At 71.6% G+C, this 21,794-nt stretch carries 31 protein-coding genes; all 31 read left to right on the top strand.

The features are described from left to right. The first annotated feature begins 10 nt into the window (after positions 1-10). The 31 genes from SCK26_RS19930 (at position 11) to SCK26_RS19780 (ending at position 21,764) form a co-directional block, all read left to right on the top strand. Positions 11-484, top strand: a complete 474-nt coding sequence (locus SCK26_RS19930; RefSeq protein WP_318202656.1) for a hypothetical protein — start codon at positions 11-13, stop codon at positions 482-484. Next, positions 481-729 carry a hypothetical protein gene (locus tag SCK26_RS19925; RefSeq protein WP_318202655.1) on the top strand — a complete coding sequence of 83 codons (249 nt, stop codon included), beginning with the start codon at positions 481-483 and terminating at the stop codon, positions 727-729. Before SCK26_RS19930 ends, SCK26_RS19925 begins: the two co-directional genes overlap by 4 nt. Continuing rightward, on the top strand, positions 726-3,581 hold the full coding sequence (locus SCK26_RS19920) for a DUF927 domain-containing protein (protein ID WP_318202654.1): 2,856 nt from the start codon (positions 726-728) through the stop codon (positions 3,579-3,581). The genes SCK26_RS19925 and SCK26_RS19920 overlap by 4 nt, the downstream gene beginning before the upstream one ends. Positions 3,582-3,904: 323 nt before the next feature. Next, positions 3,905-5,512 carry a DEAD/DEAH box helicase gene (locus tag SCK26_RS19915; protein WP_318202653.1) on the top strand — a complete coding sequence of 536 codons (1,608 nt, stop codon included), beginning with the start codon at positions 3,905-3,907 and terminating at the stop codon, positions 5,510-5,512. Between the two features lie 59 nt (positions 5,513-5,571). Further along, entirely contained in the window at positions 5,572-7,074 is a 1,503-nt protein-coding gene (locus tag SCK26_RS19910) for a DNA cytosine methyltransferase (RefSeq protein WP_318202652.1), read from the top strand. A gap of 61 nt (positions 7,075-7,135) precedes the next feature. Beyond that, entirely contained in the window at positions 7,136-7,684 is a 549-nt protein-coding gene (locus SCK26_RS19905) for a hypothetical protein (protein ID WP_318202651.1), read from the top strand. After that, a complete protein-coding gene (locus SCK26_RS19900; RefSeq protein ID WP_318202650.1) occupies positions 7,681-7,851 on the top strand; it encodes a hypothetical protein in 171 nt (56 codons plus the stop codon). The genes SCK26_RS19905 and SCK26_RS19900 overlap by 4 nt, the downstream gene beginning before the upstream one ends. After that, positions 7,848-8,126: a hypothetical protein gene (locus SCK26_RS19895; RefSeq protein WP_318202649.1), complete on the top strand. Its 279-nt coding sequence runs from the start codon at positions 7,848-7,850 to the stop codon at positions 8,124-8,126. Before SCK26_RS19900 ends, SCK26_RS19895 begins: the two co-directional genes overlap by 4 nt. Beyond that, positions 8,123-8,779, top strand: coding sequence for a hypothetical protein (locus SCK26_RS19890; RefSeq protein ID WP_318202648.1), 657 nt, complete (start codon positions 8,123-8,125; stop codon positions 8,777-8,779). The genes SCK26_RS19895 and SCK26_RS19890 overlap by 4 nt, the downstream gene beginning before the upstream one ends. 50 nt (positions 8,780-8,829) lie before the next feature. Continuing rightward, on the top strand, positions 8,830-9,039 hold the full coding sequence (locus SCK26_RS19885) for a hypothetical protein (RefSeq protein ID WP_318202647.1): 210 nt from the start codon (positions 8,830-8,832) through the stop codon (positions 9,037-9,039). A 125-nt stretch (positions 9,040-9,164) separates the two neighbouring features. Continuing rightward, the gene (locus SCK26_RS19880; protein WP_318202646.1) at positions 9,165-9,350 is read left to right on the top strand and encodes a hypothetical protein; all 186 of its coding nucleotides are present in this window, start codon (positions 9,165-9,167) and stop codon (positions 9,348-9,350) included. Between the two features lie 11 nt (positions 9,351-9,361). Continuing rightward, on the top strand, positions 9,362-9,679 hold the full coding sequence (locus SCK26_RS19875) for a hypothetical protein (protein ID WP_318202645.1): 318 nt from the start codon (positions 9,362-9,364) through the stop codon (positions 9,677-9,679). Then, positions 9,676-10,866, top strand: coding sequence for a hypothetical protein (locus tag SCK26_RS19870; protein WP_318202644.1), 1,191 nt, complete (start codon positions 9,676-9,678; stop codon positions 10,864-10,866). The genes SCK26_RS19875 and SCK26_RS19870 overlap by 4 nt, the downstream gene beginning before the upstream one ends. Before the next feature lie 126 nt (positions 10,867-10,992). Beyond that, positions 10,993-11,496 carry a hypothetical protein gene (locus SCK26_RS19865; protein WP_318202643.1) on the top strand — a complete coding sequence of 168 codons (504 nt, stop codon included), beginning with the start codon at positions 10,993-10,995 and terminating at the stop codon, positions 11,494-11,496. Next, positions 11,496-11,642: a hypothetical protein gene (locus tag SCK26_RS19860; RefSeq protein ID WP_318202642.1), complete on the top strand. Its 147-nt coding sequence runs from the start codon at positions 11,496-11,498 to the stop codon at positions 11,640-11,642. Before SCK26_RS19865 ends, SCK26_RS19860 begins: the two co-directional genes overlap by 1 nt. Before the next feature lie 10 nt (positions 11,643-11,652). Next, positions 11,653-11,946, top strand: coding sequence for a hypothetical protein (locus tag SCK26_RS19855; RefSeq protein ID WP_318202641.1), 294 nt, complete (start codon positions 11,653-11,655; stop codon positions 11,944-11,946). Positions 11,947-12,149: 203 nt separating this feature from the next. Then, entirely contained in the window at positions 12,150-12,518 is a 369-nt protein-coding gene (locus SCK26_RS19850; RefSeq protein WP_318202640.1) for a hypothetical protein, read from the top strand. Further along, positions 12,515-13,096, top strand: coding sequence for a hypothetical protein (locus tag SCK26_RS19845; RefSeq protein WP_318202639.1), 582 nt, complete (start codon positions 12,515-12,517; stop codon positions 13,094-13,096). The genes SCK26_RS19850 and SCK26_RS19845 overlap by 4 nt, the downstream gene beginning before the upstream one ends. Next, entirely contained in the window at positions 13,093-13,917 is an 825-nt protein-coding gene (locus tag SCK26_RS19840; RefSeq protein WP_318202638.1) for a hypothetical protein, read from the top strand. The genes SCK26_RS19845 and SCK26_RS19840 overlap by 4 nt, the downstream gene beginning before the upstream one ends. Continuing rightward, positions 13,914-14,123 carry a hypothetical protein gene (locus tag SCK26_RS19835; RefSeq protein ID WP_318202637.1) on the top strand — a complete coding sequence of 70 codons (210 nt, stop codon included), beginning with the start codon at positions 13,914-13,916 and terminating at the stop codon, positions 14,121-14,123. Before SCK26_RS19840 ends, SCK26_RS19835 begins: the two co-directional genes overlap by 4 nt. 82 nt (positions 14,124-14,205) lie before the next feature. Further along, on the top strand, positions 14,206-14,343 hold the full coding sequence (locus tag SCK26_RS19830; protein ID WP_318202636.1) for a hypothetical protein: 138 nt from the start codon (positions 14,206-14,208) through the stop codon (positions 14,341-14,343). 8 nt (positions 14,344-14,351) lie between these two features. Continuing rightward, positions 14,352-14,618, top strand: coding sequence for a hypothetical protein (locus SCK26_RS19825; protein ID WP_318202635.1), 267 nt, complete (start codon positions 14,352-14,354; stop codon positions 14,616-14,618). A 71-nt stretch (positions 14,619-14,689) separates the two neighbouring features. Continuing rightward, positions 14,690-14,890, top strand: a complete 201-nt coding sequence (locus SCK26_RS19820) for a hypothetical protein (protein ID WP_318202634.1) — start codon at positions 14,690-14,692, stop codon at positions 14,888-14,890. Positions 14,891-15,002: 112 nt separating this feature from the next. Next, positions 15,003-15,146 (top strand): hypothetical protein, encoded by a 144-nt coding sequence (locus SCK26_RS19815; protein ID WP_318202633.1) that lies wholly within the window; start codon positions 15,003-15,005, stop codon positions 15,144-15,146. An 88-nt stretch (positions 15,147-15,234) separates the two neighbouring features. Next, positions 15,235-15,624, top strand: coding sequence for a hypothetical protein (locus SCK26_RS19810; RefSeq protein ID WP_318202632.1), 390 nt, complete (start codon positions 15,235-15,237; stop codon positions 15,622-15,624). A 64-nt stretch (positions 15,625-15,688) separates the two neighbouring features. Then, a complete protein-coding gene (locus SCK26_RS19805) occupies positions 15,689-15,982 on the top strand; it encodes an HNH endonuclease (RefSeq protein ID WP_318202631.1) in 294 nt (97 codons plus the stop codon). A gap of 254 nt (positions 15,983-16,236) precedes the next feature. After that, complete coding sequence (locus SCK26_RS19800) at positions 16,237-16,512, top strand: hypothetical protein (RefSeq protein ID WP_318202630.1); 276 nt, start codon at positions 16,237-16,239, stop codon at positions 16,510-16,512. Between the two features lie 106 nt (positions 16,513-16,618). Further along, a complete protein-coding gene (locus tag SCK26_RS19795) occupies positions 16,619-18,037 on the top strand; it encodes a terminase large subunit domain-containing protein (RefSeq protein WP_318202629.1) in 1,419 nt (472 codons plus the stop codon). 277 nt (positions 18,038-18,314) lie between these two features. Next, positions 18,315-19,442: a phage portal protein gene (locus SCK26_RS19790; protein WP_318202628.1), complete on the top strand. Its 1,128-nt coding sequence runs from the start codon at positions 18,315-18,317 to the stop codon at positions 19,440-19,442. A 2-nt stretch (positions 19,443-19,444) separates the two neighbouring features. Then, positions 19,445-20,290: an HK97 family phage prohead protease gene (locus SCK26_RS19785; protein WP_318202627.1), complete on the top strand. Its 846-nt coding sequence runs from the start codon at positions 19,445-19,447 to the stop codon at positions 20,288-20,290. A gap of 7 nt (positions 20,291-20,297) precedes the next feature. Further along, complete coding sequence (locus SCK26_RS19780) at positions 20,298-21,764, top strand: phage major capsid protein (protein WP_318202626.1); 1,467 nt, start codon at positions 20,298-20,300, stop codon at positions 21,762-21,764. Positions 21,765-21,794: the final 30 nt, after the last annotated feature.

The following is a 21,794-nucleotide window of genomic DNA, read 5'->3' as shown; positions in this document are numbered from 1 at the left end:
GGGTCCGCTCGTGCATGAGCTTCCCACGGCCACCACGCCGACCACCACGCCCGATGTCGCCCGCACCCTGATCCAGATCGAGGCCGCGAAGCTGGTCGTCGGCCAGGATCTGGCTCCCGTCCTTGACGCCCTCGGTGACCTGATCCGGATCAACGGTGCCCCCAGCTCCAGCATCGCCTGGGTCTCGGACATCCTCGCCCGCGAGCAGCTGCGCGCGTACGCCGCGCAACACGACATCACCGTGCACACGTCACGCGACGACGAAGTCTTCCGGACGATGATCATCTGGACGGCCGGCGGCGGAGGCATGGCCATCGTCCCGGCCGGACAGCGGCCAGCCCGCACTCTCGTCCTGCTGCGCGAGGAAGTCGCACAACGCGACGAAGCCGCTGCGCGCGCGGCCGCCTTCCAGGCGTCCGTCGCGGCCGGCCACGTGGAGGACATCGACGGCTGGCACGCGCGCACGTCCCGGACTGCACCGTGACGGTTGACGTCGCGCGCGCCCGGGACGCTCCGGGGCGCGCGCCCGCCATCCAGCGCCTCGCTGGCGTCCTCCACGTCGATCTGGACGGCCGCCGCGCCCGCTACATCTGCCACCGCCCTGGCTGTCCCCGCCCGGTAGAGGGCCGCCCTGTCACCGCCGCGCAACACGGCTTCGCCGAGCTGCGCGCCTTCATCGCCGGGGTCCGGGATGTGCACCGGGGGTTCCATGAGGAGAACGACCGTTGACTGACTCACAGTCCACCGACCTCCGGGCCGCCGCCCGAGAGCTGCACGCCGCTGGCCTGTGCGTCCTGCCGGTCCGAGCCGATGGCACCAAGGCACCGGACGTCCGCAGCTGGACCCAGTACAAGGTCGACCGCTCCACCCCCGCCGAGCATGATGCGTGGTTCGGGGACGGCCGGCGCACCGGCATCGGCATCGTCACCGGTGCCGTGTCTGGCAACATCGAGCTGATCGAGTTCGAGGGCCTCGCCGTCCGCGAGGGAGTCCTCACTGCTGTCGCCGAACTCGCCGCCGACAGCGGCCTGGGCGACCTCTGGCAGGCTGTCACCACCGGCTGGGCCGACCAGTCGCCGTCCGGCGGTGTCCACTACAAGGTCGTCATCGAGGGCAGGCCAGCCGCCGCCAACAAGAAGCTGGCCCAGCGGCTCGCCAGGCCGGACGAGTACACCCCGCAAGAGCAGCAGCGCGTCGCAGAGAAGCCCGGCGCGAAGATCGTGCGCACCCTGATCGAGACGCGCGGCGAGGGCGGCTTCGTCGTCATCGCGCCGTCCCACGGGACCACTCACCCCAGCGGCCGGCCGTACGTCCGGCTCTCCGGCGGCCCGACCAGCATGCCCGTCCTCGGGCCCGAGGACATGGACGCCCTGTACGCACTGTGCCAGGCGTTCGACGCGATGCCCGTGGCCGAGTCCCCCAAGACGGCGCCACGGACCGCACCGCCCCGGCCGGACGGCGCTCTGCGGCCCGGCGACGACTTCGAGGCCCGGGCCGACTGGGCGGACGTCCTCCGTGGCGTCTTCCGGCCGTTGTCCACGCGTGGCAGCGAGACGTACTGGGGATGGGCCGACGGCGTCGGCGGAGTGAAGGCCACGACTGGACGGGACGAGCACAACCGGCTGTTCGTCTTCGCCACCGGCTCCGAGTTCCAGCCTGAGGTGCCGTACAGCAAGTTCGGCGCTTACGCCCTGCTCAGCCACGGCGGCGACCACAAGGCGGCCGCCCGCGAACTCGCGCGCCTCGGCTACGGCAGCCGCCACCTGACCCCCGTCGGCGGCACCCCCGCCGCCGCTCCCGCGGCCCCGCCCCCTGCGCCGGACGAAGAGACCGCCGACGACGAGCACGCCGGCCAGGCGCCGCTGGACGATCCAGCGGACACCCCTGAGGGTTACGACTACGCCAGCGCCTTCGGTCTCCCCGCCACGGTGCGCACGCCCTGGGACTACCGGCTCACCGGCCGAGGGGTGGAGGTCCTCAGCACCAGCGGCGAGAACTGGACGCGGGTCACCTTTGCCCCGCTGGTCGTCAGCGCCACGTTCGAGGACCCCGAGGGCGACCAGTACGTGGAGCTGTCGTGGATCGACCGCAGCCTCGGCCGGCCTCGCCGCATCTCCCGCATCGTCAGCCGGGAGACCGCGAAGCGCGGCCGCAAGCTGATCGAGACGCTCGGCTCGGCCGGGCTCCCGGCGGTCGAGGGCGACGCCCGGGCAGTCGAGAAGTGGCTGGCCGAGTTCGAGGCCGCCAACGTCGGACGCATCCCGTCCGAGCAGCTGGCCCGCTGGCTGGGCTGGCAGGACGACGGCACGTTCGTCAGCTCCCCCGAGGACGGCATCAAGGTCGACGTCCCCTTCGAGGAGCAGCGCGGCCCGGCACGTGCGCACGCCAGGAAGGGCGGGCTGGACGGCTGGCGAGAGACCATCGGCCAGCTGGCCGACTTCCCGGTGCCGCGTGTGGCCGTCGCGGCCGCGCTCGCCGCCCCGCTGCTCAAGCCGCTCGGCCTGAACTCCTTCACGCTGGACATCTCCAGCCGGTCCACCAAGGGCAAGACGACCGCGCTGCAGTGCGCGCTCAGCGTGTGGGCGGACCCGTCCGAGCACGCCTCCGCGATGAGCAACTGGCGCACCACCCTGTACGCGATCGAGAAGCGGCTGAACCTCGTCCGCGGCATCGTCACCGTCTTCGACGAGACGATGGCCGTCACCGACGACACCCTCATCGATGAGGTGCTCTACCAGCTCCCGATGAACCACGGGAAGGCCCGCAGCGGCGGCGCGTTCGGCAACATGCTGCCCTGGGAGACCATCCTCCTGTCCTCCGGCGAACGGCCGGCCCTCAGCTTCACGACCAGCCAGGGCGCCGCCGCCCGCATCCTCGGCACCACAACTGCCCCCTTCGGCGACGGAGGCGGCGCGACGGCGGCCGCCGTCCGCGAGGGCGTCCTGGCCCACCACGGGCATGCCGGGCCCGAGTTCATCCAGTACATCCTCAGCGGCCTGGCGCAGCCGAACGGGCGGGACAAGCTCAAGGAGCACCACCGCACGCTGGTGGCCGAGTTCCGCGGCGCCGGCGACATGACCAACAGACGCGCACCGATGGTCGCCGTCCTCGCGCTCGCCGAGATCCTCGCGTGCCGCATCGGGCTGCTGCCGTACGAGCCGCTCAGCGCCGACATCTGGCGTGGGCTCTTCACCGCCCACAACCCCACCGACAACCGCCCCGAGATGGCGCTGGACGTCGTACGGGAGTACGTGGCAGGGCACGCGCACGAACTTTTCAGCGTCACCCGCGCGGCCCTGCACGAGAAACCGCCGTACTCCGGCTGGCTCGGCGTCCTGTCGACCAAGGACGGCGTCACCGAGGTGGCCCTGCTGCCGGAGCGGGTCCGCAAGATCTTGGCGGACGCCGACTACTCGCTGGACGCCGTGGTCGGCAGCTGGGTCGACGCCGGATACCTCAAGGTGCTCAAGAGCCAGCGCCCGCCGCATCTGGTGCCCCGGCGGTTCGGCGGCGCCCGGGCGAAGTGCCTCGCGTTCACTCCGGAGGGCATCGCCTTCGGCGACCAGGACGAGACGGTATGAGAGCCCTGGGGGCGGTGGTACGCACGAGGTGCGTACCACCCTGCGCCTCTCGTCTGCGCAGGTCAGACGCGTATCGACAGCTGGTTTCGGGGCGGTACGCAGTCGCCTGGAAATGGCACCCCTCAGGCGTGGGCGCGCGTGCGCGTGTGTGCGCGTGCGCCTGCGCACATCGACCCCTGTGTGTTTCTGCGTACCTGCGTACCACTGTCTCTAGAGAGAGACATAAGAGCAGGTCACAGCACCTTTTTGCCCGGTACGCAGCCGGTACGCAGCCGGTACGCAGCGCGTACCGATCTCCCCTCTCCACCGAATCGAGGTGACCCGTGTCCTTCACACCCCGCCCGTACCAGCTCGACGCCATCGAGGCGCTACGCCAGGGCTGGGCCGCCGGCCAGCAGCGCCTGGCCGTCGTCCTGCCGACCGGCGCCGGCAAGACCGTCGTCTTCTCCCACCTGGCGCACCAGATGCTCGACAGCCTCGACGGCCGCCGCGTCCTGGTGATCGCCCACCGGGAGGAGCTGATCGAGCAGGCCGCTTCCAAGCTGCTCTCGGTCGACCCGATGCTGCGGGTCGGCATCGTCAAGGCCCAGCGCGACGACCACGCGGACGCCGACGTGATCGTGGCCAGCGTCCAGACCCTGGCCGTGCCCCGCCGGCGGGAGGCCATCCGGGACATCGGCCTGATCATCGTGGACGAGTGCCACCACGCCGCCGCCCCGACCTACATGGAGGTCCTGAGGCACTTCGGCGCCTGGGACGGCGGTGTGCCGGTGGCTGGCTTCACAGCCACCATGGCCCGCGCAGACGGCGGCTTGGCCGAGGTCTGGCAGGACGTCGTGTACCGCCTGGACATCCTCGACATGATCAGCGACGGCTACCTGTGCGACGTCCGGGGCATGGCCATCAAGGTCGACACCCTGAACCTCGACCGGGTCCGTACCCGCGGCGGCGACCTGGTCGACGGCCAGCTGGGCAAGGCGCTGGAGGACTCTGGAGCGCTGGACGCCATCGCCAAGGCGTACCGCGACCATGCCGCCGACCGCCCTGGTGTCGTCTTCACCCCCACCGTCGCCACCGCCCAGGCCGCCGCCGCGTCGCTGCGCGCGGCCGGCATCACGGCGGCCCCAGTGTGGGGCGACATGGGCCGCGACGAGCGCCGCGCGACCCTCGCCCGGTACGAAGCAGGCGACGTCCAGGTGCTCACCAACTGCATGGTCTTGACGGAGGGCTTCGACGCGCCACGCACGTCCTGCGTTGTCGTCGCCCGGCCGACCAAGAGCGCCGGCCTGTACGTGCAGATGGTCGGCCGCGGCCTGCGCCCGGCTCCCGGGAAGGCGGACGCGCTGCTGCTGGACGTCATGGGCGCCGCGACCCGCCACAAGCTCGCCAGCATGGTCGACCTGACGGAGCGGGAGATCGGCCAGGCGGAGGCCGGCCGGAGCCTGCGGCAGATCGCCGAGGAGCACGCGGCCGCCGAGCAGCGGCGTGCGCTCGCCGCGCGGGTCGAGGCCGAGGAGATCAACCTCTTCGGCGGGTCGGCGATCCGCTGGCTGCGCACGCAGGACGGCGTCTGGTTCATCCGGCTGACCAGCGCCATGTTCCTGTTCTTGCAGCGCGACCCCGGCACCCGGCTCTACCGGATGCGCCGCTGGACGCAGGCGGACGGCGTGCACCCGCCGAAGACCGACGTCGCACGGCCGCTGCCCGAGGCGCTGGCCTGGCTGGAGCACCAAGCCAAGACCCTCGCGCCACAGGCCTTCGTCACCCGCCAGGCCCGTTGGCGTCAGGACAGGCCCACGGGCAGGCAGTGCGCGCTGGCTCACCGCCTCGGCATCCGAATCCCGCCCGGCAGCACCGCCGGCGACGTCGCCGACCTGATCGACCAGGAGCGCGTCGGCCGCGTCCTGGGCCAGCTGATCCCCGCAGCGTAGCGGTCCGGGCCTGTCGCTATCAGGCCCGGACCTCCACCCATCACACCACGGAGGTCACCATGTCCCTCACCTTCACCGACATCTTCTGCGGCGCTGGAGGATCCTCCACCGGCCTCGTCGCCGCCGGGCTGGAACTCAAGCTCGCCGCGAACCACTGGCAGCGGGCCATCGAGACGCACGCCGCGAACCACCGGAACGCCGACCACCTCTGCGCCGACGTCAACAACTACGACATGCGGCGCCTCCCGCGCACCGACATCCTGTGGGCCTCGCCGATCTGCACCGAGCTGAGCCCTGCCGGCGGGCGCCGCCGCCGTACCCCCGCCGGAGCCGGGCAGCTGGGCATCGAGGAGCTAGGACCCGTCCCTAGCGCCGCGTTCGAGCGGACCCGGGCAACGTTTTGGGACGTCATCCGCGCCACCGAGGTTCACCGTTACAAGGCCGTCCTGGTCGAGAACGTGATGGAGGCTGCGGACTGGGAGCTGTTCGACGTGTGGCTGTCGGGCATGCGCACCCTCGGCTACAACATCCAGTTCGTGTCCCTGTCCTCGGCGCACGCCGGAGACGAGAAGGGCAACGCCCCGGCGCCGCAGTGGCGGGACCGGATCTACATCATCTGCACCCGCAAGGGCGTCCCCCTGCCGGACGTTCAGCCCCGCCCGCGGGCCTGGTGCCCGGTCTGCGAGGAGACCGTCCACGCCTTCCAGTCATGGAAGAAGCCCGGCCGCAAGCTGGGCAAGTACGGCGCTCAGTACGTCTACCGCTGCCCCAACGGAACGCGCTGCCGGCACGCGGTCGTCGAGCCCTACGTTCGGCCGGCTGCCTCGATCATCGACTGGTCGAACCTCGGCGTCCGCATCGGGGACCGGGAGGCGAAGGGGCTGCGCCCCCTGGCGAAGAACACCGTCGCTCGGATCCGCAAGGGCCTTGAGCTGCTCGGCGACCGGCGGATGGTGCTGACCGTCAACCACGGCGGGCACGACGGCCGTGCCTTTCCGGCGGACGGCTCTCCCCTCCCGGCGCGCACCGCGAAGATCGGCGACGCCGTCCTCGTCCCGACTGGGGCGTTCTACGTGAAGAACTACGGCGGCAACGCGCGCCCAGTCGACATGGTGCGCAGTCTCGCCGAGCCGTTCGGGACCATCACCGCCCGGGACGGCCACGCGCTCGCTGTACCGCCGCAAGCCGACGAATCGTTCATCGTCACCTTGCGCCGCCACAGCAGCGCCCGCCCCGTGACCGAGCCGGTCGACACTGTGACCGGACAAGGGCGGCACCACTGGCTCGTCATCCCGTACCGCAACGCCGCCACGAAGCCCGTGACACAGCCGCTGCACACGCTCGGCACGAAGGACTCCGCCGGCCTACTGGCTGCGGCCCCGGCCCTGGAGGACTGCCACTACCGGATGATCCAACCTCGCGAGCAGCTGCTGGCGCAGCGGTTCCCGAACGACTACATCGTGCTCGGCAACAAGGGCGAGCAGACCATGCAAGCGGGGAACGCCGTCTCCTGCAACGTCGCCCAGTGGCTGGGGCAGCGGGTTGCGGCGGTGCTGTCGTGAACGCCACCCGCGCGCCCCGGCCCAGGCATGTCTCCACCGACCCTACCCACCTGGAGCGACCATGACCGACCGCACCACCACCGCCGAACCCGACCTCACCGAACTGGCCCCGCTCGTTCGCGTCGTGACCGGCGCCCTGCGCGAGACCCCGCTCACCCTCGGCACCCCGGCCGGCATCGCCGACCTCGCTGCCACCATTACGGTGCGCGTCGCCGCGTACGTCGGCCGGGAGGTGCTCCCGCCCGGCCCGCCCGTCGACCGGGCCGCCGTGCTCCGGGAGGCATACGAGATCGCCTACACCGAGGGCATGCGGCTGAACGCCCTGGAGGCCGAGATCGGCGCCGGCCCCTACCGCGGGGCACTCGCCGTCGCGCATCTGCTGCGCAAGGCCATCTCCGAGGCGCAGCCCGCCGCCGAGGCGACCACTGGCGAGGCGCAGCAGACCACGCCAGGACTCACCGTCCCCGCCCTCGCCCGCCTCCGCGCCGGCACCGCCGCCCTCACCGGAGATGCGCCGCCGTACGACCAGCTGCCGGACGCCGACCGCGAGCGCTACCTCGGCCAGGCCTGGCAGCTCCTGGCCCGCGCGGACGAGGAGCCGCAGTCGTGAGCCGCCGCCGCTGCCCCCGCGGCCACTTCCTCCCCGCCGACGCCCGGGTCTGCCGCTGTGCGCGCCGCCGCCGGACCTACTGGGGCGGCGACCTGGACGGCCAGGGCCTCGAACGCCGCGGCAAGCACCGGATCACCACCGTCCCCCTCACCGGGAGCTACCTGTGACCCCCAAGCGCTACACCGCCGACACGATCAACGACGACGCCTTGGACGAGCTGTACGAGAACGCGAACCGCGGCTGGCGCCGAGGCGACGAGTGGAAGGACCGCGCCTTGAAGGCCGAAGCCGCTCTGGAGCGGCTGACCAAGTGGTGCGACGAACTGGACACCTACGCCCGCGTGGTGCTCAAGGACGACAGCGCTGAGGACCCGGTGGCGGCCAACATCCGCGCCAGGATCGCCGCCAGGATCGCCGAACCCAAGGAGACCAGCACGCCGTGAACACCTGCGGCCTGTGCGAGCGACAGCTGGAGCACGGCTACCTGTGCCCCGGCTGCACGCTCGCCACCACCGAGCGGCTCGACCGCATGCCCCGGCTGTGGGCCGCGCTCTCCGCGTTCCTCGCCCCCGCCAGCGGCACCCCCCAGTACGGGCGCACCACCCCGGCCGAGGCGCCGCTGCCCGTGCGCGAGACCGTGCTCAGCCTCCGCGCCGCTGGCGGCATCGCCGGGGTCCTGGAGGACTGGCGGTCCGCGATGCAGGCGGACCGCGGCTGGGGCCGCCCCGTCGTACCGACCGCCGTCGAGCGTCGTGTCCTCGTCGCGGCCCGCGCGCTGTCGCTCAACATGGAGTGGATCGGGGGCTCTTGGCCGATGGCCGGCGTCATGGCGACAGAGGTCCGCGACCTGGAGCGCGACGTCCTGTCGATCGTGGACCCTGAGGACCCGGACGAGCGGCGGGCCCGGCGCGGCACTCACATCGGCTACTGCGTCGCCCAGGTCGAGGCTGGCGACGGCGAGGACCCGGTGGTGTGCGGGGCCGCCCTGCGGTCGTACCCCGGCCAGGCGGTCGTCACCTGCCAGTGGTGCGGTACGGCGTACGGGCCGGCGGACTATCTCCGGCTGAAGCGGCTTCAGCCGGAGATAGCCCAGTGAGTATCACATCCCCCCTTGTGCATAAGGGGGGATGTGATACTCTCGGAGAGGTGGAAGCATCCCCCTGGCGGGAGCGCCTTCGCGCGGAGGAAGAGCTGCTGGAACAGCTCGACCGCCAGGCGGAAGCGGCCCGCAGACGACGAGCGATGGCCTTGCGGGATGGGGTCGGTGACCTCGGCAGCGTGTACGCGCTGGCGAAGTCGCTGGGCCTGAGCTGGACGGCTGTCGCCCACGCGATCAAGAAGTACACAACCGAATAGAGCGAGGGCCGGACAGCAGCTCTCCGGGTGCTGGAACACCCGAGGCGCGCGCGCCGCCCGGCCCTCTACGCACCGACGCGTTGCTGCGCGTCGGCACTTGACCACGAACGAGATAGGACCTCGTCATGGCCCAGCAGCACCTTAGCGCCCCCACCAGGGCGAACGACACCGACAGCGTCGCCGAGCTGCACCGCCTGTGCCGCGCCGACTACGACGGCGCCGCCGACACCCGCACGGCCGCCGCCGGAAGCGCCCGCGACCAGCTCGCCCTGGCCCGCGCGCACGCCGCCGAGAGCGCGGGCGCCCGATGAGCGCGCCCGACATGCCCGAGCCCGTACGCGACCTGCTCACCGCCGTGCTGGAGGCGATCGACCTCCCGCACCCGGCGACCGTCGCCGGCGTCGAGGTGCACGACCGGCTGCTGGCCGCCCGCGTCACGTGGGCCCGGATCGCCCTGCGCAGCGCCCTCGGCTTCAACGGACCCGTCATGAGCCTGACGTGGGACGCCGAGTACCTGCGCGAGCGCCTCGCCACGCACCCGATCACCGGGTACGTCACCGCCACCCAGGCCGACGCCGCGCTCGACGCCGGCGCCACCTGGACCGAGGCGGTCGCGCTCCCGGAAGGGGAGCAGCGGTGACCACCAGCACTCTCACCACGTGGGCGCAGACCAACCCGGTACCGGCCACTGTCGCCGCCGCCCTGTCCCTGGCCGGCGTCGTCGCGCTCGCCGTGGCCGGCCGCAAGGCCACCAGCCGGACGCCCGCCGCCGTCCTGTTCGCCTCCCTCGCTGCCATGGCCTGCACCGCCTACAGCGCGGACACGAGCTGGCGGTTCGCCGAGCACCGTCTCGGTATGGCCTCGGGCGCCGAGCGGAGCGCCATGTTCGCCGCCGCCGAGCTGGCCTTGTTCGCCTGCGGCCTCATGGCCCGGCAGAACCTCCGCGACCCGAAGAAGGGCGCCCCCGGCGCCCCCGGCATGCTGGTCTGGGTCATCACCGGCGTGCAGATCATCCCCGCCTACTCCGAGTCGGGCGTCATTGGCGGCACCGTCCGCGCCGTCGTCGGCCCGGTCCTCGCCGCCCTGCTGTGGCACCTCGCGATGGGGATCGAGCTGCGGCACGCCAAGCCCGGTACGGACTCCAGCAGTCTGCCGGCGCTGCTCGCCCGCGAGGCGCGTGAACGGCTGCTGTCCTACCTCGGCCTGGCGACTCGCGACCGTACCGCCGAGCAGATCACCCGCGACCGGTGGACCGTGAAGGCCGTCGACCTGGCCGCCAAGCTGGCCGACATGGAGCCCAGCGCTCGCGGTCGGGCCCGGGTCGCCCGGCGCCTGTCCGTGGCCGTGGGCAAGGCACAGACCGGCGCGAGCGAAGAGCAGCGCACGAAGCTGCTAGAGCTGCTCGCCGCCCGCCGCCACGCCTCGGCGCTCGCCACGATCGACCTGCCGTCGCCGTGGCAGGACGCACCCGAGGACGCCCAGGACGCCCAGGACGCGCCCGCGTCCCCGGCCGGTCGTCCCTTTCCGATCCCCGTCCCGCCGGGCGCCCGGCTGCTCCCGATCATCGCCCGCCCGGCCCCGGCCGCGCCGACCGCGCAGGACGCTCAGGACGCACCCCAGGACGCCGAGGACGCCGAGGACGAGACCCCGCCCGAGCCGCCCCTGATGACGTCCGCAGACGTCGCCCGGCACTACGGCATCGAGCAGTCCACCGTGCGCTCCTGGGTGGCGGTGGGACGCCTCACCGTCCACTCCAAGGACCTCCGAGGTCGCAACCTGTTCCACCCGGACGACCTGCCGCCCGTCCCGGTCGGCGTGCCCGTTTGAAGAGACCGGCCGGCAGGCCCGTCCTGGGCCTGCTGCTGGTGCTCCACCTGGCCGCGGTGCCGCTCTCCGCCGCACCGACCCGCCCCGCCATCTGGACTCCCAGACCCGAGGACTCTGAGGACTCTCATGATCGCCATCGTTCGTACCCGCACCATGCGCGCACTGCGCGCCGACCTGGCCGCCGCCGAGTCCGCGGCCGAGGCCGCCCGCGCCCTGGCCGAGCAGCACCGACTGGAAGCCGAGTTCGCCACCGACTTCGCGATCCGCGCGGAGACCACGCTGGAGGACTTGCGCGACGCGCACGCCCGCAGCATCGCCGACGGCGCCCGCGCCGAGGGCGAGCTGAAGGCCCTGCGCGCCCAGGCCCTGCTCGACACCGAGGACCGCGCCGCCCTGCGGATGCTGCTCCGCCAGGCCCGGAAGTCCGCCGGCCCCCGGCGTGTGTACGTCCTGCTCCAGCGCGACCGGTTCCACAGCGTCCACGAGTCCCGGGAGGCCGCCGAGGACGCCGCCGAGCGGGACGGTGCGCCCCGTGACGGCTGGCTCACCCTGGGCGGACCCGGCACCCAGCACCCCGACGCCGAGGTGCTGTGGCGCATCCAGCCGGTGCCGCTCACGGGCAGCGGCTGATGCTGCTCTCCGCCTTCTACGCCGTGTCGGCCGGGGCCGGGCTCATCGGTCTCGCCCTGGTCGACCTCCGCGCCGTCCCGCCCGCCACCGGGACCTGCGCCCTGATCCTCACCGTCGCCGCGCTCGCCGCGGCCGTCCTCCACTAGGACCGGAACCATGCTGTTCCTTGCTCTCTGCCTGGCTGGCCTCGCCCCCGGCGCGGCCACCGCCTGGCTCCTGCACCAGCGCCATGGATGGCTCACCGCCGTCCTGGCTGGCCTCGGCGTCACCGCGAGCCTGCCGTGCCTGCTCGTCGCCGCCATGGTGGTCGCCCCGCCGCTGGGCATCTTGGTCGCCCTCGGCTCGATCGTCGCCGCTCTCCGCGCTTACGACGCCGGCCGGATCTGGATCGCCACCACCTGGGTCGCCACTGCGCTTGTCGCGCTCGCCTGCGCGGGGGTGGCGCTGTGAGCGGCCGCCGTCCGATCACCCCGACCCGGGTCATCCCAGCGGGGGAGCCGCTGCCCGCCCCGGGCACACCCCCGCCCCCTCCTCCGCCCCGGCCTCCGTTCCCGCCGGCCCCGCCCGCCCCGGTCCCCGGTCCGGACTGGTGGCGTCACCTTCCCCGCCCGGCCGTACCGCCCCAGCCGATCCCGGTCGACGTCCACGTCACCGTGACCATCGACACGGGTCCGGCGGAGCCGCCTCCGGAGCCGTGGTGGCGCCGGATCCGCTGGGGCTACCACGCGGTGATGGCCCTCGCCGCGATCCCGCTGTCCGGGCCCTGGGCCTGGGTCCTCACCTACGTCCGCGCCGACGGGTCGCTGACCGGCGCCTGGGTCGTGGCCGTGATCGCGCTCGCCGTCGTCGCCTGGTGGGACAACGCATCCAGGATCCAAGCCAGGCACTCCGACCCGGACCTGTGGGGACCGCGGGTCCGCGCCACCGTCGCCCGGCTCGCGCTGTACGCCACCGCCGAGGCCACCGCCCTCGCCTTGCCCCTGTACTCCCTCGTGATCATCCTGACTGGAGTCCGTCCATGAGCACCGTCCTCGCAGCCGAGGTCAGCCGGTTCACCTCCGGCACCGTCACCACCGCGGGGTTCGCAGTCGGCCTGGCCCTGCTCGGCGTCGAGCACTACCGCTGGTACAAGGCCGGTGGGGGAGCAGCCGCCGGCGCGGCCGGAGGTGGCGGCAGCCGCGATCCGAAGCAGCTCATCCCGTTCTGGTTCGGGATCATCTGCGGCATCCTCATGGTCGCCTGCCCCGCCGGCTTCCTCGGCACCGCCGCCGGTTTCCTGCGCTGGGGCACCAACGGCGCCGGCGGCATGGCCATGGGCTGGCTCACCGGCAAGGACGGCACCACCCTCGCCAGCGCCTCCGCCCCGGGCCTGGACGGGTACGGCGCCGTCGTCATCACCGCGCTCACGATGGCGCTGTGGTGGCTGCGGAAGTCGATCGCCAAGGCCGTGAAGGGGAAGTGGAAGAAGGGCGTGCTCACCGGGTGCGTGCTGTGCATCTCCACCGGCACCGCCGCGGTCATCGCCCAGCAGGTCGTCGGCAGCACCAACAGCCTGGGCCACTTCGTCCTCGGCCAGATCGCGACCGGGACCCTGGTATGAGCGCCCCCACCACCGCGCAGTGGCTCCGCGCGGCCGTCGACCGGGTGGCCGTCGGCAGCACGCGGCTGGCCGCCGACCGGGGCGGGCGCCTCATCCGGGGAGCGCACAGCCGGTACGCGCGGACCCGGGCGTGGGTAGGGGAGTCGACCGGCCTCGACAAGTGGATCCGCGTGGCGCTGCTGGCCGGTGCGGCACTGATCGCCCGGGCGATTGGGGTAGCCGTCGGCAGGTGGGCGTACGACCGGATCCAGTCCGGCGCCTGGTGGCACCTGCTCGCCGCAGCCGTCCTCGCCTGGATCAGCGCGGCCTACCGCGCCGGCCGCGACGACTGGCAGCCGACCCCGGCACCGGCGCCCGCCGACGCGACCTCAGCCGAGGATGAGCAGGCCGACACCGAGCAGTCGACGCCGACCGTCGAGCAGGCCCCCGCAGGGCCTCCGCCCGTCTCGCCCCGTGCGCTCATCGCCGCGGTCCGGGACATCGGCACCCCGCATGCCCAGCTCGTCCCCCTCGCCGAGCACCTCAGCACGACCACCGACGCGGTGCGCTCCGCGGCGGCCGGGATGAGGTGGCCGGTGAAGGACGTCCGGATGAAGGGCCGGTCGTCGGCGGCCGGGCTACGCGGGGACGAGGTCCCCTCCCCTCCCCTGGAAGCCCCCTCCTCGGGTGTCGTCGGCGCAGGTCAGACCGCCGACGACAACGACGACGACACCGATCGGGAGGGACCCGAAGAGGGGGTGCGTGTAGTGCGCACCGATGGCGGGCTGATCGTCTACGACCTCGCCGACACCCACCGCCGACGCGGCACCGTCCGCGCATGAAGCCCCTGGGGCAGCCGCCTCGGTTCGACCGGAGAGGGCCCGTGATGAAGAACTTCGACTACGTGAGCAGCAACGAGATCAAGGCCGAAGTCCAGCGGCTCAAGGCCGAGATCGACCGGCCCGAACTGTCCGACGCCACGCGCGACGCCGCGCACTGGGGCATCAACGAGGCCCTGGACGAGCTGGAGAGGCGCGGCGACCTGTAGCTCACCCCGGGGCGGCCGTCCGCCTGGCAGCTAGCCGGCCGCCCCGGGTCCCATCCCGATCACGAGACAGGAGACCGCCATCATGGCACTCGGCTGGAAGAAAAACCCGGAGCCCACCGACCCTCGGCTGAAGGGGCACGAGACCACCTACCAGTCGTCGCGCGGCGGCTGGGTGAAGCGTGCTGAAAGGCCCGTCCCCGGCACACCGAAGAAGGGATGATGGGCGTCATGCCTGAGCAGACGGCCGTGCTTCTAGTCGACTCGTACACCACCAAGTGCGGCAGATGCGGGAAGGGAGCGCGCATCAAGGACACCCATCACACCCGCCTCATGTCCGGCTGGGGCACACCCGACCCGCGCGACAGGCCCTGTGGCGCCCGCTTCGTCGCGATCTCGACCAGGCGCCTGGAGTACACCGTCGAGCAGCTCACCGAGCTGCGCCCGGACCTGCCCGCCTACGCCGCGGGCCGAGTCCCTCGCGACCTCACCCCCTGACCGTGCGCCCGCTGATCACAGGCCCCGCCATCGCACCCACCGATGGCGGGGCCTGTCGCATCATGGTGACCATGGAGCAGCCCATCCGCCCTGGTCACCTCACCGCCGAGCAGACCCGCCAAGTCCTCGGCGGCATCAGCGCCGGCGCCCTCCGCCAGCTGGTCTATCGCGGCCAGCTCGCCCGCTCCGGCGGCACCGCCAGGTATCCCTACTACGCCGTCACCGACGTCACCACCCTCGCGCTCAAGCGCCGCGAGCGCGCGGCCGCTTGACCGCAGGTCAGGCCCTGTGTGACGATCTCGGTGTACAACTGTGCCCTCACGCGGCACCACAGACACCCGAGGCCCCGCCCCCAGCGGGGCCTTCGTCGTACCCGGAGGCGCCATGCCCGCCACGACCGAGGCGCCCCGGAGCGCCACCGAGGCCGCCCACCAACTCACCCAGCAGGGCCACCACGTGCACATCGTCAGCGACGGGCAGGGCGTCTGCCTGAAGGGCGAGTGCGACCTGCTGTCCGTGCTGCACTGAGCCCGGTCACAACATGGCCACATGGGGCGCGTCTGGTCACGACGCGCTGCATGATGCTTCCTCAGCGCCAGCCAGCCCTGGGGAGATCATGCGCGCCCGCATCACCATCGTCACCATCACCGCGACCCTCGCCGCAGCCCTCACCGCATGCAGCAGCGACGACAGCAGCAGTGTTTCCCAGCTCCCGACGCCTGCCTACGAGATCACGAAGCAGGACGACAGTGGGAACAGCCGAGAAGTCGAGGTCACCGTCCGCAGCGGCAAGAATCTGAAGGCCGTGTTCGACGCTGTCACCAAGAACCTCAGCGACGACGCTGGCTACCACATCTACATCAACTGCTCGACCGGCGGCACCGGAACCAGCGACAACCGCCTGGCCAACGGGCGCCTCGCGCGCGGCGACATGGGCGAGGCCGCCACCGGCCTCAAGGACGGCGAGACGGAGTTCGAGACCGTCAAGGGCCGCACCTGCCCGTGACCCTGTGAGAGTCCGCCGGCGCCCCTCCGCGAGGATGGGCGCCAACCGTATCCGGGGGGTGAGCATGGCCACCGACCGGAGCGAACTCACCAGCTACCAGTGGCGCCAGCTCCGCGCCCGGATCCTCGCCGCATCGGACGTCTGCGTCGTCTGCGGCCACGGCGGCAGCGACACCGCCGACCACGTGGTCTCGGTCAGCAAGGGCGGCGCCCGCCTCGACCCCGCCAACGTTGCTCCCATCCACGGCGTCACCGGCTGCCCCGTCTGCCTCCGCAAGTGCAACAGCGAGAAGGGCGACCGGCCGCTGTCCGAGGTGGTGCAACTGCACACCAGCGTCGATTGGTTCGCCGGGCCGTAGGCGATCAGGCAGCGGCCCGCCCCCGCGCTTGGCTGACCTCGGACTGGAGCCGTGCGGTCCTGACATCCCTGATGCCCAGGACTGTGCGGAACCAGAGGCGGACCTGAGCAAGAGCAGCGTCATGACACCACGATCGCACGCTCGGGCAGCGCCCAAGATTTTTTAGAAATCGGACATATCGCAACCCCGCGCCCAGCTTTTATTTTTCTCCCCCCGGGCCGATCGCGGTCGGATGATCATGGAAGGGGGGCGTCATGGGCCCCGTCGAGCAAGCCGTGCGCAGCGACGTCGAGCAGCTCGGCGACCTGGTCGGCGTGGAGCCCTCGTTGTCCGAGCTGGCGTTCACACTGGCCGGCCGCATCGACGCGGCTGCCAGCGCCGAGTGCCAGACGTGCGGGGAGCCGATCGCCCAGGACGACAAGCTGCTGCCCCAGTTGACCCGCGAGCTACGGCAGACGCTCGCCCAGCTGCTGGAGGGGCGGGCCGCTGACGATGACGACGACCTCGGAGACCTGGGCTCCCCCGACTGAGTTCGCCGAGGATCTGTACGAGCGGTACGGGCTGACCTGCCCACCGCGCTGGGGGACGCCGCGGCATCCGGACCGGCCGTCACTCGGACCGAAGCTGTGGAAGGTCATGACCAAGCTCGGCGCCCCGCCGATGCCCTGGCAGAAGTACGTGTCCGACGTCGCCCTGGAGATCGACCCGGCCACCGGCCTGTTTGCGCACCGCGAGGTGGGCCTCTCCGTGTCCCGGCAGCAGGGCAAGACCGAGCTGACGTTGGGCGCCCAGGTCCACCGGGCGATGGCCTGGCCGCGGCAGAACGTCGTCTACGCCGCCCAGACCCGCGGCATGGCGCGGCAGCGGTGGGAAGACGAGTTCTGGGAGAAGATCTCGGGTTCGCCTCTGGCCAAGTACGCGCGGATCCGGAAGAGCAACGGCAACGAGGCGATCCTCTGGCCGCGGACGCGCAGCCGCATGGGTATCACCGCGAACACCGAGAAAGCCGGGCACGGGCCGCCGCTGGATTTGGGGTTCATCGACGAGGCATTCAGTCACGAAGATGATCGACTCGAACAGGCGTTCTCCCCAGCCATGCTGACCCGGGCAATGGCTCAGCTGTGGTGGGCATCCGCCGGCGGCACGACCAAGAGCGTGTGGCTGAACAGGAAGCGGGAGAAGGGCCGGAAGCTGATCGAGGCCTTGTTCGCCGCGCTCGCCGAGGACCCGGAGGCGCCGCGGCCGCGCGCGGCTTACTTCGAGTGGTACGCCCCGGAGGAGATGGACCGGGCGGACCCGGCGACGTGGCGGGCGACGCTGCCGGCGCTTGGCTACACGGTGACCGAGGAGGTCATCGCTGCGGAGTTGGAGAAGCTGGACGCGGCGGAGTTCGACCGGGCCTATCTGAACCGCACCAGGAAGCCGACCCCGCCGTCTGACCCGAACGTCCCCAAGGCTGCCTGGCCCGGCCTGACCGATGCGAAGAGCAAGCCAGTTCCGGGCAAGGTCGCCCTGGCGCTGGACGTGTCGCAGGACCGGAAGCGGGCGGCGATCGCCGCCGCTTCCCTGCGGCCGGATGGCACGGTGCACCTGGAGGTCGTTGCGCACCGTCCCGGCACGGACTGGGTGGTGCCCGCCGTGGTGAAGCTGCACAAGCTGTGGCGCCCGGTGGCCGTGGCCGTCGCCTCCGCTGGGGCGCCGGCCGGATCGCTGATCGATGACCTGGTGTCGGCCGGGATCGAGTCGCCGAAGGACAAGGACGCGCCGCAGCGCGGTGACCTGGCGGTGATGCGGTCCGGGGATATCACCGAGGCGTGTGGGCAGATGGCGGACGCGATGAACCAGGGCATCGTCAAGCACATCGATCAGGTGCCGTTGACCGCCGCGGTGAACGGGGCCCGGACCCGGCGTAACGGCGACGCCTGGACGCTGGACAGGACGAACAGCCTCGTGGACATCTCGCCCCTCTGCGCGGTCACGTTCGCCCGCTGGGCCCTGCTCATCAGGGGGCCGCAGGTCGCAGAGGGCTACGACCCGATGGCGAACATCTTCTAAGGAGCGTGGGCATGGCGAAGCGCGGACGGGGACGGGCTGCGGCCGGCCGTGCCGCAGAGATCGCGGGAGTCTGCCTGCGCGTGGGGCCCGGGCTGTGCGGGGCTGTTCTCGTGGCGTATGGGTTGTGGCTGGCCTGGGCTCCGCTGGGGTTCGTGGTGCTGGGCGTGTTCCTGCTGCTGGCGGATCGGAGGCTGCCGTGAGCCTGTGGTGGCGCAGCCGCGACCGTGCGGCAGACGGACGTCTGCGACGGTCCGGAGAGATGTCACTGGACCAGGTCATGTCGCTGCTCAAGACCTCCCGGTCGTATGCGGACGTCGATCTGTCCCGGGCGGAGTCCTCGCTGCAGGCGGTCGCGGTGTGGTCCGCCTGCGACCTCATCGCGTCGATCGTGTCGGAGCTGCCTGTCGGTGTCTTCCGCGGGGAAGGGGACGAGGCACGGAAGTTGTCGCTGCCCTGGTGGTTGGAGGACCCAGACGGGTCCGGCCACGGTCTGGCGGACTGGCGGTACCAGGCGACGATGTCGTGGCTGCTGCGCGGCAACCTGTTCGGGGATGAGCTGCAGCGCGCGACGGCCGGCTACCTGCAGCAGGTGCGCCTGTTCCATCCCGACGAGGTCTCGGGCTGGATGGACGAGGGCGAAGTGAAGTGGGCGGTCAACGGCCAGGAGGTCACTGACTCCCGCAGGTTCTTGCACCGGCGTGTCAATCCGCTGCCGGGTGTTGTGCTGGGCATGTCGCCCGTCCGGCTGCACGCGACAACGATCGGGCTGCAGCTCACCGGGGCCAGGTTCGGGCTGCAGTGGTTCCAGGACGGGGCGCACCCGTCGGCGATCCTGAAGAACACGGAAGTCTCCCTGGACGATGGGCAGGTCCGCACGGCGAAGGACCGGTTCCTTGCCGCCCTGCGGGGCAGCCGCGAGCCGGTCGTCTTCGGTAAGGGTTGGGAGTACGAGACGATCCAGGTGGCTCCGGAGGAGTCGCAGTTCCTGCAGACACAGGGCTACTCGGCTGCGGAGTGCGCCCGCATCTTCGGACCCGGCATCGCCGAGATCCTCGGCTACGAGACCGGCGGCAGCATGACCTACGCGAACATCCAGGACCGCGAGCTGACCCTGCTGAAGTACGCGCTGGGCAAGTGGATCCGCCGCATGGAGCGGGTGTTGTCCGAGTTCCTGCCGAGGCCCCAGTACGTGAAGCTCAACCGCGACGCGCTGTTGGAGACGAACACGTTGCAGCGCTTCCAGGCGCACGCGTCCGCGCTGTCGAGCAACTGGGAAACGATCAACGAGGTGCGGCGGCTTGAGGAGCGTCCGCCTGTGCCGTGGGGCGATGCCCCGTTCGTTCCCGGGGCCGCGGCCCAGGCCGCCGACGAGCCGACCGCCGATGACTCTCTGGCAGAGGAGTGACCATGGCCGCGATCCGCGGGCTCAAGCTGATCCGTGGCGCCGCGATGGCGCCGACCCTGACCAAGGCCCGGGCCGACGTCGGCGCGGTCGACGCCAGCGGAACCGAGACGGCCGGCGACACCGGCACCGTGATGACGGTGGAGTTCTCCCGGTTCGATACCTGGTACGAGATCGACTCCTGGTGGGAGGGACGGTTCCTGGAGAAGACCGCCCGCGGCGCGTTCAAGCGCACGATCAAGGCGCTGGGGCCGGCGGGGGTGAAGGTGCTGTTCAACCACGGCCGGGACATGCAGATCGACAAGAAGAGCCTCGGCGTCGCCACCGTCCTGGAGGAGCGGGAGTCCTCCCCGTACATGGAGGTGCCGCTGCTGGACACCTCCTACAACCGGGACCTGATCCCCGGGCTGCGCGCCGGCGCCTACGGCAGCTCGTTCATGTTCGAGGTCGTGCGCGAGGACTGGAACCACGATCCGGGCGTAAGTGATCACAACCCCGACGGGCTGCCCGAGCGGACCATCAAGGAGGTCCGCTTGTTCGAGGCCGGACCTGTCACATGGCCGGCCAACCCCGACGCCACCGCTGGGCTTCGCTCCACGCGCTCGGGTGTGGACTGGCTGATGGAGTCGCTGCACGAGCGCGACCAGGACCAGGTCGAGGAACTGCAGCGCAGCTTCGCAGCTTTCCGGGCGATGCACGGACTCAGCACCCCCTCGCAGGAGGGGGCCGCTGCCCGGCACCGTCCCACCCCGCTGACCCCGGCACCCGGCCCTGAGCCGGCCCGCCACGTCGACGGGCTCTCCGCGGCGGCACGTCGCCGCCGCATGACCCTACTCGGCGTGAAGAGGTGACCCCACGATGACGAAGAAGCAGGACGGCGACCGGGACGAGCCGGTGTTCGAGCGGGCCAAGGATCTGAAGGCCGCGACCGAGCGTGTCGGACAGATCCACGAAGAGATGGAGGTCATCGACCGCGAGGCGGGCGGCGACGACCTGGACGAGACCGGACAGCGCAGCTGGGACGAGCTGGAGGCGGAGCTGAGGTTCCGCGAGGGCGAGGTCCGTGCGTTCGAGCGGTCCGAGCGTCTGCGGGCGTCCCGTGAGCGCTGGTCCTCTACCCAGTTCTCCCCGCAGAACGACCCCTTCGCGGACGACCCGCGGACGCTCTCCGGCCGCGCGGTCTACGACCGGTCCATGGCCGTGGTCGACTCCTCTCTCGGCGGCCGCCACCTCCGCGACGACCAGAAGACCCAGGTGCAGAAGGTACTGCGGACGCAGACCGGCGACACCAACGGCGAACTGGTCGGCCGGCTGCTGCTGGCCACCGAGAATCCGCACTACCGCAGCGCGTTCCAGAAGATTGCCGCCAGCCAGACGCCTATCTTCACGCCGGAAGAGTCCCGGGCGATCGAGCAGGTCCAGCTCATCAAGCGCGCCATGTCCATCGGGGTGGACGCCTCGGGCGGCTTCGCCGTGCCGGTCCTGATCGACCCGACGATCATCCTGACCTCGCAGGGCAGCGAGAACGACATCCTGCGCCTGGCCCGCGTGGAGACCATCACGAACGACACCTGGCGCGGCCTGTCGTCCGCCGGGGTCTCGTGGTCGTTCAAGGCGGAGGCGGCACCGGCCGCCGACAACTCGCCGACCATCGCCCAGCCCGAGGTCCCGACGCACCGCGCGGACGGCTTCATCCCGTTCTCGATCGAGATCGGCATGGACTGGCCCGGCTTCGCCGAGCAGATGTCGGGGCTGCTCGCCGAGGGCTACGACGAACTGCTGGCCGAGAAGCTCACGACCGGCTCGGCCACCGACGAGCCGGACGGCCTGGTCGCCTCGCTCGCAGCCCTCGGCACGCCGGCTCCCATCGAGACGGCCGCCTCGGGAGCCATCGCAGCAGCCGACATCTACGGCCTGTGGAACGCGCTTCCGCAGAAGTACCGGCGCCGCGCGAGCGCCGCGTGGCTGTCTTCGACGGACGTGCAGAACACGATCCGGCAGCTGGGCACCACGGACCCGAACTTCACCGTGGACATCACCCAGGAGGCGATCCCCCGGCTGTTCGGCAAGGAATACCCCATGAACGACTTCATGGCGGATCTCCCCGCCGGCGCGGGCAGCGAACCCCTGCTCGTCGTGGGCGACTTCAAGGGCTACTTGGTGGCCCAGCGCGCGGGCATGACGGTGGAGTTCATCCCGCAGCTGTTCGACACTGCCAACAACCGGCCCACCGGTCAGCGCGGGTGGTTCGCGTGGGCCCGGGTCGGTGCCGGCGTGGTCAACCCCCAGGCCTTCCGCCTGCTCATCAACAACAACGGCGTCTGACCGTCTGCTGTGCGGCTGCCGCTCGCTGAT

The sequence above is a fragment of the Streptomyces sp. SCL15-4 genome (assembly GCF_033366695.1).
Classification (GTDB): domain Bacteria; phylum Actinomycetota; class Actinomycetes; order Streptomycetales; family Streptomycetaceae; genus Streptomyces.
This window is presented reverse-complemented; position numbering and strand designations above follow the sequence as displayed.